10 protein-coding genes and 1 pseudogene are annotated in these 12,098 nt (G+C 42.7%); 3 read left to right on the top strand and 8 right to left on the bottom strand.

What is annotated here, in order from left to right:
• From ACCM36_RS03690 to ACCM36_RS03680, 3 genes and pseudogenes are all read right to left on the bottom strand, one after another.
• Positions 1-184, bottom strand: a pseudogene (locus ACCM36_RS03690) (formylglycine-generating enzyme family protein); the annotation flags it as partial.
• Positions 185-384: 200 nt separating this feature from the next.
• The gene (locus tag ACCM36_RS03685; protein WP_370572382.1) at positions 385-549 is read right to left on the bottom strand and encodes a hypothetical protein; all 165 of its coding nucleotides are present in this window, start codon (positions 547-549) and stop codon (positions 385-387) included.
• A 939-nt stretch (positions 550-1,488) separates the two neighbouring features.
• Entirely contained in the window at positions 1,489-4,656 is a 3,168-nt protein-coding gene (locus ACCM36_RS03680; protein WP_370572381.1) for a PGF-pre-PGF domain-containing protein, read from the bottom strand.
• A gap of 526 nt (positions 4,657-5,182) precedes the next feature.
• Here ACCM36_RS03680 and ACCM36_RS03675 point away from each other — a divergent pair.
• Positions 5,183-5,629 (top strand): arsenate reductase ArsC, encoded by a 447-nt coding sequence (locus ACCM36_RS03675; protein WP_370572380.1) that lies wholly within the window; start codon positions 5,183-5,185, stop codon positions 5,627-5,629.
• A 264-nt stretch (positions 5,630-5,893) separates the two neighbouring features.
• A complete protein-coding gene (locus ACCM36_RS03670; protein WP_370572378.1) occupies positions 5,894-6,055 on the top strand; it encodes a hypothetical protein in 162 nt (53 codons plus the stop codon).
• A gap of 91 nt (positions 6,056-6,146) precedes the next feature.
• Here ACCM36_RS03670 and ACCM36_RS03665 read toward each other — a convergent pair whose 3' ends face one another.
• The 5 genes from ACCM36_RS03665 to dph5 all read right to left on the bottom strand — a co-directional run bounded on the left by ACCM36_RS03665 (position 6,147) and on the right by dph5 (position 10,310).
• On the bottom strand, positions 6,147-7,037 hold the full coding sequence (locus tag ACCM36_RS03665) for a carbohydrate kinase family protein (protein WP_370572377.1): 891 nt from the start codon (positions 7,035-7,037) through the stop codon (positions 6,147-6,149).
• A gap of 17 nt (positions 7,038-7,054) precedes the next feature.
• Complete coding sequence (locus ACCM36_RS03660) at positions 7,055-7,396, bottom strand: DUF555 domain-containing protein (RefSeq protein ID WP_321417806.1); 342 nt, start codon at positions 7,394-7,396, stop codon at positions 7,055-7,057.
• A 42-nt stretch (positions 7,397-7,438) separates the two neighbouring features.
• Entirely contained in the window at positions 7,439-7,720 is a 282-nt protein-coding gene (locus tag ACCM36_RS03655; protein ID WP_370572376.1) for a DUF357 domain-containing protein, read from the bottom strand.
• 11 nt (positions 7,721-7,731) lie between these two features.
• A complete protein-coding gene (locus ACCM36_RS03650; RefSeq protein ID WP_370572375.1) occupies positions 7,732-9,402 on the bottom strand; it encodes an ATP-binding protein in 1,671 nt (556 codons plus the stop codon).
• Between the two features lie 104 nt (positions 9,403-9,506).
• On the bottom strand, positions 9,507-10,310 hold the full coding sequence (dph5, locus tag ACCM36_RS03645) for a diphthine synthase (protein WP_370572374.1): 804 nt from the start codon (positions 10,308-10,310) through the stop codon (positions 9,507-9,509).
• A gap of 160 nt (positions 10,311-10,470) precedes the next feature.
• Between dph5 and thsA the strand changes: the two genes are divergently transcribed.
• A partial coding sequence (gene thsA / locus ACCM36_RS03640) for a thermosome subunit alpha (RefSeq protein ID WP_370572373.1) occupies positions 10,471-12,098 on the top strand: 1,628 nt, incomplete at its 3' end.

Here is a 12,098-nt window from a genome sequence, read left to right as displayed (position 1 = left end):
TTGAATTTGAACCCATGTTGAACTCACCTGCGGGAATGAGCACAAATTCCATACCAATGGAATTGTTGTAAGCAGCAGGAACATCTGTTGTTCCGTTCTCAATGCAACCGGATAGTAGTATTATAATAGATAATATAATAAAAGAAATGCACTTCAATGGTTTTCCTTGTGAAAGTAGCATCATAATTTCCCTCTCGGTTGACCTGTAATCACTATCAGCTTCAAAGTTCTACTGTCTATCGGTAATCCTGCAGTAAAGCAATGATAAATTATTCAGAACAATGGTTATGTAGAAAAGATCGTAATCAGCATCGATCATATAAAATAGATATCGATATTTAGCCTTAAACTTAAAAATAAAGTTCATTTTAATATCGACTTAATTCATCCTTCCAGGCTTCCTTCGATCTTAGCACCATCGTAATTACAGCGAGTGCTTATTATTCCATGGAGAATAGGCTTATAGTCAGTATCATCATCCTTAGCAGATATAAGAGAACCATGGTATTCACACTCACTTATTATTGTTGTGGTTTTTAATGATTTCATGCTATCCCTTCAATGTGATTGATTCTATTATTGCAGGGATGTTTGTATTCATTCTAAGATATATAGATTGTACAAGTGTTTTTAGTAGATAAACAAGCGTATACATAAAATATATAGATGATGTTTGTATCAATCACAATTCCTACATAGTTATGAAGTTCACAATGAGCCTTTTTCTCCCCCTATTATCCCACATCAGCATAAATAAAAAAGAGTTCGGACTAGCTCGGGGATCGTAACTAATTGTATAGCTTCATGTTGAAATTTATCCTATAGTATTGTGTAGAATTCCCAATACTCAAGTGAGGATTAAAGAAACAATACTTTAAAATAGTTGTAAATACCGATAGCACTTACCTACTTTGGTCGAAGACTATCATTTTTGATCTAATTTCTACAGCATCGATTTCAGATTTTAAAAAATGTCTTTACTTTTGAGAATATAGATGTCTTTTTTTTCATATTTGCTTTGTAGCCAGCTGTTACACAACTCGATGGATCGTGCGAATTCCGCCTTATTAATTCAATAGGATTTCCAAGAGTCGTTGCAGTACAAGAATACCCATTTTCCTCCAGTGATCTTATAGATGATATTACTGGAATGTCTAAAGTATACAGTCTGCTTAGTCTATCATTATCAACTACATAATCAGTACGCATTTTTTCTTTTTGTTCCTGGACTATGCTATTGGTATTCATTTATAATCTACCATAAAAACAGTAGATGAATATTGTAAATAAATTCGATGTATATAGTTTTCATTGAGGTATAGTGTCTAAAAGGTTGATTGGAATCTTTTGAAAAAATAGCACATTATCTCAAGATGGTAGTGCTTCCATCGAATGGTTTTGTTATACAATTAAACCAGAATGATTCAGGAAAACTATACTAAAAATAAATATTTAAGAGGGAAGACACCTGTTTCAACAGGTGGCGGTTCACTCTTTATCCCTATTCAATACGTTACTCAACGTATAAAGCGCGTCATCGGCAGCATCTACTATATAGTCTCTTTTCTTCCACACAATAACACTCATTACTATAGCTATCGGTATGATGAACAAGATCCATGCTAGGTTGCTCCGTTCCTTGTTTGCTTCAGGTTGTGGTGTTTCCACAATATCTGCAACCTCTATCTGAGCAGGTTCACTATCAGTGTCTTCTGACCAGCCTGCTGCCTGTGGCATTTCTGTAGTAGTGTCAGCAGGAGATTGGAGCGTCTTGTGAGAAGTGATAGCGAACGGCGAGAAACCAGGTGTATGGGACTCAAATACAACATAGCTTTGAGTGTTGTTTATCTGGGTAGTAGGCAGTACCTCCCAGACAGCCCCGTTATATCTTTGCAACTTGATATCTGCAGGGTCCACATCCGTCTTCTGCATCCAGGAACTGTTCACCCTGAATTTGATCCGTACATCTTTGATATTATCTCCTGTGGAAAAACCGGAATTACCTACAAAGATATTGACAAACTTATACACTAAGCCCTCCGGGTTGCTGTTCACAACCTTTGACCTGTTGTTCAGTACCTCTACAGTGGATGTTATTTTTCCGGAGTTCTTAAGTGAGTATAAACTAATCGCCTGAATGTCGTTTCCAGGCCTTGTGAACTCATAGGTGACATTTACATTCTTTCTCAGGTATGTGGTATCAACGTCCTTTACTGCAAGGTTTGCATAATCCTCAGTACTTCCACTGGCTCCACCACCACTACTGCTACTTTTTTTAGAACTGCTGCCTCCGCTACTTCCACCACTGCCGGATGAAGATGTCGTAAGGCTGATACTTGCCGGTATACCGGCCAATCCATCGGCATTGTACGGTAAAAGAACGTAATTGTAAGTCGTGCCAGCGGTCAGATTACTATCCGTATACGATGTTGATCCGCTGATATCCCCAAGGGATACATTATCCCTGCTTATTTGCACTTTGGAAGTATCATTAGAAGTTTCCCATGTCATTGCAATTGAGGTTTTCTTAATCTCACTTCCTGAGAGGTTGTAGATCTGTGGGAGTTTCAATGCAACAGCCGAATCATTAACCAATACAGGATTTGTATTTCCTGAACTATCGACGGTCTGTATGCCGATGGTGTAAGTTGCACCTTCCGAAAGCCCTGTCACGTTGTAGTAATTGCTTGAATTATCTGCCGTACATGTGAAAAACACATCGTTCAGATAGATAACCACATAACTAAAGTCAGGGTCATTGGGGTTTGTCCACGTCCATTGTATCCAGCTTGGACCTGTACTGGTTTCCATAAGGTTTGTCACGGAAGCTGGCGGAGTTACATCCGTAGAAGCTGTAGCCATTGCTGAATCATTCACCAATGCAGGATTAATGTTCCCGGAAGTATCCACGGTCATGATACTGATAGTATGTGTAGTTCCTTCAGCCAGTCCGGTCACATTATAATACGGATCTGAAATATCCGTAACATACATGCCATTAAGATATATCATCACATGACTGAAGTCTGTGTCAGAGGGGTTTTCCCATGCCCAGTTTATCCAGCTTGGGCCTATGCCTGTTTCATTCAGGTTTGTTACGGATGCGGGAGGTGTCTGATCTATTATTATGATTACAGATGCATCGAACGTAGCTGCAGCCTCTGCAAGAGCTGCTACAGCCTGATCCACCTCTGTCTGCGTTACTGCCGTATTAACATAAACTGCCTCTGCAATTGCAATAGCCGAGTTGAATGCGTCGATGGCAGATTGCGGATACTGGCCATTCTCTGTTCCGGCCACAGCACCTGCTGCTTTTGTAGTTGCTGCATTGAGAGTATCTGTCAATGCACTTTTATCCACTGTTAAACCTACCACTGTGATCGTGACAGTCTCATAATCAGTAAGACCTTTTGATTCTGCTGTGAATGTAACATCATAGGTTCCGGCAACACCGATACCTGGAGTCCAGCTGAAAGTACCCGTACTTGTAAAGCCTGCCCCGCTTGGCAGACCTGTGGCGGAGTACACCACAGAATCTCCATCAGGATCCGTGGCTGAGATGGTGAAACTTAGCAATGAATTCTCGTCAATAACTTTGCTCCCTATGGAATCAAGTACAGGTGCACGCTCAGCATTTCCCACGGTTATTGTTATTGTTTCGGAGTCTGTGATTACACTATCACTTGCCATGAACACTACACTGTAGTCGCCGGAAGCGGTGAAAGATGGGGTCCAGCTAAACACACCGGAATTTGTATTGAAACTGGCTCCGGGAGGCAGACCGACAACAGAGTATGATATTTCATCACCGTCAGAATCACTTGCTGAGACTGTAAAACTGAGCACTGTATTTTCATCAACTGCTTTGTTACCTATCGAATTGAGCACAGGTGGCCTGTTAATATTATTCACTGTAATTGCTATTGTCTCGGAGTCAGTAAGCCCATTTGCAGTTGCAATGAATTTGACATAGTAAGTCCCTGCTGCGGAATATCCCGGAGTCCAGATGAATGCACCGGAATTCTTATTGAAACTGGCTCCGGGAGGTAAACCTATAGCAGAGTAAGTTATCGTGTCGCCATCGTCATCAACTGCAAACACATTGAAGCTCAGCACTGTGTTCTCATCAATGTCTTTATCTCCTATCAGATCAAGCATCGGAGCTGTATCATCCTTTTGAACTGAGACCTCGTTATCGCCTAAAACAGTGATCTGGACAGTGCTTCCTCCGCTTGAGGAAATACCGGATACCGTCCCGGTTATGGCATAGGTCCCAACTGCCGTGCTCGCCGGGACTTTAACACTATAAGTAATTGTATCAGAGGTACCTGAACTAATATTTGATGTAGTATCTGCCCAGGTCCAATCAACATTGCTTGAAGAATAGATCAATTGTCCCGAATCTACCTCAGTAACTAACCAACCGCCAGGTAGTGTTTCTTTTAGGCTGAGAATAGATATTTCTTGGTTTGTCGTTAAGTTTACGTTAACCGTAAAAGTGCCACCTGGAGTTACAGTACCTTCGGAGATCGTTCTGGATACAGTTACTTCATTCGCGGCCAAAGCCGGAATTGAAAATAATATAATATGAATTAACAGTACTATTCCTATAAATTTCACATTCATATTCAATGAACTACTATTCCTATTGATCATTGCACCCACCACCAATTTTTTCAGGTTGCTTATAAAATCGTAAGATCTATCACTAACATCTGCTCCTCACCTCGATTTTCTTCATATCGGATATCTGTTTTCTCCCACATGTCCCTGATGCTTTAGAGCAGGCACATGCAACTGGAAAGGATGAAGCAAGTATAACATGACCAAACGACATGGTGGAATTGAAACAGATAGCAGGTGATGACCAGCACGTGAAACAGAATATGGACATAAAGGATACACATGCCAGTAGCAGAGTGATGATCTTCTCCATGACTAAACCTAGGTATATCGACTTAAAACATTTGCACAAATGAAATAAGTAGGCCAAAAGACCCTATATAGAGGCATGTAGACTAAGTAGAAAAACGCTTTAAAGAACTTGTTATTCTGATGTTTCCAGGTCTGAGAAAGTGCCCTGATCAAAGATCTACGTCAAATATATAGGTACATAGGACATCAGTAGTCCTATAGTCTCTATACTGATTAGGTTTATTTGTTATAGTGCATTGAAAAAAACATGGTTTACAATGATAGTAAGATCAAAGTACTGTTTGTGTGTGTGCACAACAGCGGCAGAAGTCAGATGGCAGAAGAATATTTAAGACGGGTCGGCAGAGAAAGATTTGAAGTAGAGAGTGCCGGACTTGAACCCACCAGTGTGAATCCTTTGGTAATAGCTGTTATGGCGGAAGATGGTTTTGATCTCAGTAAAAAAGGAACCCAAGCAGCCTGGAACCTTTTTAAAGAGGGAAAATTTTACAATTATGTAATCACCGTTTGCGATAGGACCCAAGAAAAAGAGTGTCCGATATTCCCAAAACCCTTTGTTCAGTTAAAATGGTCCTTCCCTGATCCGGAATCGTTTTCAGGAACAGAGAACGAAAAGATGGAACAGACACGAAATCTTAGAGATTCCATTAAAAGCAGAATAGAACAGTTCGTTGAAGAAATTATCGGGTCCTGATGATCAGATACCTGAACGAATTTATTAAGGGATCAATTTGGAAATTCAGGATATGCAGGATTCATCTGCAACCCTGCAAATGTATTATCTGAGAAATAGAATTTAGTTCGCATCGTTTGAGCACAAAGATGATTTTCAAGCAGGGTCTTTTTCTATAGGATCTATAGAGATAACCGAACACCTACTGAAAAGATTTGTGCAATCTATATCAACTTCCATGAGTATCAGCTCCCTAACAACACCATAGATCATTAAAGGGATACAATGAAATCATTGAAGACCAGAACACAAAAAACTAAGCTTAAAAATGGCTCTCTTATGGTTCCGAAAGATGATGATGCCGACTATAAGCCTGTGCTCCAGGGAATCATAAACACGCGCTGCAATTATGATGGTGCCAAGATAGAAGGAACTATGGAAGGGTGAGTGAAATTCCCGAGAGCTGTGCAATTGATACAAAAAGCTGCTGAATATCGATGAGTTCAGCAGCCTGTACAAAACTTTTATGCAGAAAATGTCAGGGCAGTTTTCCAAACTGTGCTTCAAATCTTTCCTGCATCATGTCCCAGGTAGGCAATTTTACCTGGCAACCGATGACCTCTACTGCAAAGGAAGCAACTGTTGCCCCTATCCTGCCGCAGGTTTCCATGTCATATCCTCGCGTGAAGGCTAACAGGAAACCCGCCCTGTATGCGTCGCCTGCACCGGTGGGATCAATGGCTTTCACAGGCACCACAGGTATGCAATATTCTGCATCGTTCGTATGTATCCTGCTGCCCCTGGAATCATAGGTCACCACAATGGTCCCAATACTTGCTTTAAGTTCCTCGAAGGAGCGATGGGTCATCTCACAGACCCGTTTTATCTCATGACGGTTCGTGAAGAGTATATCAGTGTGCTCCAATATGGTTTCCAGGTCCTTACGGTTATAGGTTATAAGGTCCTGACCGGGATCGAAGGAAACAAAACCTGCTTTTTTTGCTATCCTCGCATTAAAGGAACATTCGGAAGTTGCAAGATGAACAAAATCAACCTCAGGTGGTTCCAGTTCTTTCAGAAGCACAGATGCGCCCCAGTGGAAATAAGTACTCTGATTGTGATCTCTGTCAGTAAAGACAAAGGCCTTTGTAACTTTCTGACCTTTACATCTATATACTAACGATAGGTCGACACCCAAAGAAGTGAGATAATCCTCATATCCGGAACTTCCAAAATCCTCTCCGACAGCAGATATCAGCTGGCCTTTACCTCCAAGAGTGGCGATACCCACTGCAATGTTGGCAGCTCCACCTCCGAAATATTCATGGTAATCAACGATGGGATAGGATTCATTATGGCAGGAAATGTGCTCGACATCAAAAAGCAGATCTATAGCTGCATGCCCCACAACAGATATTGTCCTGTCCATAGTATTACCTCCTTACTTTACTGGAACTCTTCAACATCGACAATTTTCAGGGGAACATCCCTCAATGCCCTTCCAATGACAGATTTAGCTATTCTTGATGCGTGTTCTTCTGTTTCGGCATCAAATACCTTCATCTCAAGGACCAGGCCGACAATAGCAGTGTTGGCGGTCAGGAAAACACTGCTGAAGGCTTCCTCGCAAGCAGGGCAGTATGTAGTGCCAACGTCCACTTCCACAAAATCGAGTTTTGGGTTCAGTCTTTTACCGGCCTCGGAAATTGCCACTCCTATGGCATCATCCGGACTGTTCACATCTCTGACCAACCAGGCAGCTTCAAGTATAACATTATAATTTGACATTTACTCGTCTCCGGGAAATTGAGTTCTGTCTCCTTTCAGGATTCATATAGTGAACAGTTTATCATCGTCCACTCTGAAAACTCCAAGACGTGCCCCTGCATCCAGCCATGCGTGTCCGTAACTGAAACAGATCAGTGCGTTCACAGGGTCCTCCTGACGTACAAAGTGAATACCGTCCTCATAATATGATCTTGCCATCGTATGAAAGTCATTTGCGACAGCGTACATATGCGAATCCTTGATAGGTGCAAACTCTGCTTTTTCCAGCGCTTGCCTTAGTAGGTTCTCATATCTTTTAACCTTTTCATTCAGATCAGCGGGCAAGCTATTCCTCCTTATTTGCTCGCACCGAAGATTTTCTTGAAAAGACCGCCTCCTTCTTCTGGTTTTACTTCCTTTGACGGTTTTCTCTTGGGAGGAGGAGCTGTAGTGGTTTGCACAGGCATATGCTCTTCTTGAGTATGGTCTTCTATTACAGGTGCTGCACGTACAGATGCTACAGGTGGCTTCCTGGCTGGCGCTGTTGGAGCAGAGTTCAGGTTAACACTTCTCATTACGTTTACAGACTCTCCACCGTGTTTACTTTTGCGCACCCTTATGTCCACCAGGATAGGCCGTTCAATATCAGTGCTCACCAGCATCGCAACTCCCGGTGGCAAGCGCATGAGTTCGTCTTCCACATAGGAGCTTACACCTTCCAGACCTTTGCTAATAGCTTTCAGGTCGTTGGGATTGGTGACCTTCATGATGATTTGTGTGCCGCACTGCGAAAGAATGTTCTTGTCCACACGTGCCGGCCTCTGGGAAATTACCATCATGCCAAGACCAAACTTGCGCCCTTCGGACGCAATTGTCCGTAACACATCTGAACTTAAGGTCTTGCTGAAACCTTTTTCAGGTGCATAGTTATGAGCTTCTTCGACAACCAGCATACCAGGGGGGATGGTATTCATCTTTCGGGCCTCGAACAATGTATTGCACAGACGCGCAACGATCATGGACTGGATATCCGGAGCCACACCCTTGAAATCTATAATGGAAGCTCTGCCTGGTTGCACGAGATCCTCAATTGATGTAGGATTAGTTGAGAGGATACCGGTTTCCCTTATTTCTTCAAGAAGGCTGATCACATTCCATTTTGCCTTGCTGTCATTGTTCTTGACCTCAAAGATGATCTCATCGAGGGTATATGTGTCCATCTCAGCTTTGATCTTATCAATGGCCTCGTAGAGTATGCCGATATGTGTGCTTGTGAAATTGTTAGGAAAAGCCTCACTCAATTCTTTCGCTGTAAGGTTCATGCCGTTAAGCCGAAACACTTCATCAGCTTTGGGATTCAGGCTCTTGTTGGCAGGAGTGTATACAGTAACATACTGAGCGTATGATCTTGGTGAGACCTTGAACCTGCCTGCAACTTCTGCACTGATGATCCCCTCTTCTTTCAGTGATGCATATTCACTATGCGGATCAATGATAAGCAAAGGTACTTTCCGATCCAGCATCTCTTCAAGTAGCACGCCTGCAGTATAGGATTTACCGCTTCCTGTCTTTGCCAGGATACTGCAATGTTTCTGTACAAGACTATTCACATTGAGATGCACGGGTATATCAGTGCCTTCCAGCATGCCAATGAACATCTCTTTCCCCGACAGGCCCAGAGAACTGCATATAAGCTCGTTGTTCGCCTTGTATATAGGGTCTCCCGGACTAAAAGGGGTAGTAGGTGACCGTAACAGTCCGAAATCGTCACGCTTGCCTATGACAGTCACATCGGCAATGATACGATCCCCACTTTTATCCTTGCGACTCCCGTTCTTTGCTTCCTCGATAGAGTAACTATCTCCGGAACGGGTAATGGATAGTACCTGTGCAAGTACCCAGCCATCGATCTCATGCCAGGCTTTTATGTATTCTCCCTGATGCACAGTGGTGCTGTCCGATAATACTATCCTGAAGTTGGATGTACCTGCTTCTCCGAATATCACGCCAACTGCATCTCGAACCATTTTTCCCTCTCACATTTATTTAAACAATGATATATTTTATATGTAACTAATAAGTCCTACGTTGTTTTGATATATAGACTTGTACCCTATAATATTATACTCCACTATTGGTTATGTACTTCAAGTATTGTTTTTGGTGCATGTGCCAGCTGCACTAATGCCTCTGCTTCAATAAAATGCGTATCTGCCGGAATTACCATTATATGAAGCGGTGCACCAAAATCAAAATCCTTCAGGCTTTTAATGTAGTCTGCCGCAACAACCGGAGAATCAGATCCGGCTCTGGCTATACCAACAGCTAGCCGATCCTGCAGTATCTTTGTGTCTTTCTTTTCTTCCACCTGTAGAAGAAGGTCCAATGCCTGGTTAACTGTCATGTAACCTTTTTCCTTATCAATATCAAGGAAAACAAGAGTATGAAGCCCATGCTCAAGGTTTTGAAGAATAGTATCATAAGGGGTTTCCGATATGACGGTCTTTCCCCGGCCGCTTGTATATGGATGAGGTACAGTAACGGCTTTTCCAAATCTGTAGTTCTGCAGACCGGTAAGTCCGCACACAGCAGATGAAATGGACGAGCCATGCACAAGCTTTGTAATGATACCCATTTCCATTGCACGCAAGCGCAGGTCAACATGGGTGGTGGAGACCATTGTATCTCCCCCTGTAAGGAATACCACATCTTCATTTCTGGCATATCCAAGCCAATCTGGATGCTGTTCCACCTCTTCCCGTGTAAGCACTTCTATTTTCTTATTGTATGATTCTTCCATCTTTTCCACGGTGGTACCCATCAGCCTGGATGTATAGAACTCTACATAGACCCTGTTCGCCCGGGCAATAGCTTCAAGTCCTTTCAAAGAGATGTCTTTCTCGTCAAAAAGCCCCAATCCTATAAAGGTCAACATAACCGAGAAATGGAATTAATGATTTAAATGTTTTGACCATGCGAAGGCGCATATGCGCATGTCGAAATGTTTTTATAGAACCATATACAGTTAGTTCAATTCATACGTAAAGAAGATACTTTAAACAAGTTCATTTTCTGGATTCAGGAGGTTCAAAATAATGGCACAACAAGGCATGTCAATACAAATGGCAGGACAATATGGAGGTCAGCCGGTCTATATTATTGATCCAAGGACAGAACATGCACAGGGCAAAGATGCCCTTTCCATGAATATCAATGCTGCTAAAGCAGTTGCAAAACTGGTGCGTTCGACCCTGGGACCAAAGGGCATGGACAAAATGCTGGTCAATGTTCTTGGAGACATTGTCCTTACGAATGACGGTGCCACCATACTTAAGGAAATGGAGATCGAGCATCCCACTGCAAAAATGATAGTAGAGGTCGCCAAGACACAGGAAGACATTGCAGGGGACGGTACCACCAGCGCTGTTGTGATAGCAGGCAGTTTGATGGACAAAGCAGGAGAACTTGTGGAAAAAGGGCTCCACCCGATCGTAATCTTCAAAGGATACAACCTCGCTGCCCAGAAAGCTATTGAGATCCTGGAGAACTTCGCTACAAAAGTAGAGACTGACGACATAAAAATGCTTCAGAATATCGCAGAGACCTCCATAACAGGAAAAGCTCCCGAAGCTTCCGCAGACCACCTGGCAAAAGTATGTGTTGACGCAGTACTGGCAATAGAGGAAAATGGCAAGTACAACATAGATGAGAAGATAGTTATCAGGAAAGAGACCGGTGGCAAGATAACAGACACTCATGTCATAAAGGGGATTTACATAAACAAGTATCGTCTTCATCCTGATACCCCCGCCAGAGTTGAAGATGCAAAGATAGCACTTCTGGATATGCCAATAGAGTTCGCCAAGACCAACACCAAGTCAAAGATCCAGCTTGGCAGTGTAGATGAAATGTTTGCCTTCAAGGACCAGGAAACGATTAATTTCCATAAAATGCTGGATAAGATAATAGCTACTGGTGCCAACGTTGTATTTTCTTCCAAGAACGTGGATGATAATGCTGTGCACTATTTAATGAAGCATGACATCTACACCTGCAGAAGACTGAAAGATGAGGATATGACCGTGCTCTCCCTTTCCACAGGTGCCAAGCTTGTAAGGAATATGAACGAGATCACTGCTGATGACCTTGGATTTGCTGAAGTTGTGGAGCAGGAATCAGAATATGAAGAGAAAACACTGATCACCGGTTTCAAGGGATCCAATGCTGTGACCATACTCATAAAAGCAGGCAGTGAACACGTCACTGATAACATCGAGCGTGTGTTCGATGATGCTCTAAATGTGGTGAAATCCGTGCTGGAAGATAAGGCAATAGTACCAGGCGGGGGAGCTTCTGAGATGGTGGTAGCACAGGGATTACGCTCTTATGCTTCTACAATAGAAGGGCGTGAACAGCTTGCTGTCCGTGCCTTTGCCGATGCTATGGAAGAAATACCAAAGGCAATTGCAGAGAATGCAGGTCTGGATAAGATCAATATGCTGTTGCAGCTGCGTGCCGAATCCGGAAAGAACAAGAACAGTGGCATCAACGTGTATTCCGGCAAGGTAGAGGATATGATGAAGGACAATGTAATTGATCCGCTCCGCGTCAAAACACAGGCCATCAAGTCCGCATCAGAAGTAGCTGCCATGATATTGCGCATTGATGATATGCTTAAGGCCCAGGAAAAGGATATGCAGGATGTGAATCCTGCGCACAACGT

Source organism: Methanomethylovorans sp. (assembly GCF_041305605.1).
Lineage (GTDB): Archaea > Halobacteriota > Methanosarcinia > Methanosarcinales > Methanosarcinaceae > Methanomethylovorans.
Note: the sequence above shows the minus strand (reverse complement) of the source record. Positions and strands in the feature narration are given on the sequence as shown.

Excerpts from the sequence above, each read along its gene's own strand:
- ACCM36_RS03685 (WP_370572382.1), bottom strand. The coding sequence starts at position 549 with ATGAAATCATTAAAAACCACAACAATAATAAGTGAGTGTGAATACCAT.
- ACCM36_RS03680 (WP_370572381.1), bottom strand. The coding sequence starts at position 4,656 with ATGATCAATAGGAATAGTAGTTCATTGAATATGAATGTGAAATTTATA.
- ACCM36_RS03675 (WP_370572380.1), top strand. The coding sequence starts at position 5,183 with ATGGTTTACAATGATAGTAAGATCAAAGTACTGTTTGTGTGTGTGCAC.
- ACCM36_RS03670 (WP_370572378.1), top strand. The coding sequence starts at position 5,894 with ATGAAATCATTGAAGACCAGAACACAAAAAACTAAGCTTAAAAATGGC.
- ACCM36_RS03665 (WP_370572377.1), bottom strand. The coding sequence starts at position 7,037 with ATGGACAGGACAATATCTGTTGTGGGGCATGCAGCTATAGATCTGCTT.
- ACCM36_RS03660 (WP_321417806.1), bottom strand. The coding sequence starts at position 7,396 with ATGTCAAATTATAATGTTATACTTGAAGCTGCCTGGTTGGTCAGAGAT.
- ACCM36_RS03650 (WP_370572375.1), bottom strand. The coding sequence starts at position 9,402 with ATGGTTCGAGATGCAGTTGGCGTGATATTCGGAGAAGCAGGTACATCC.
- dph5 (WP_370572374.1), bottom strand. The coding sequence starts at position 10,310 with ATGTTGACCTTTATAGGATTGGGGCTTTTTGACGAGAAAGACATCTCT.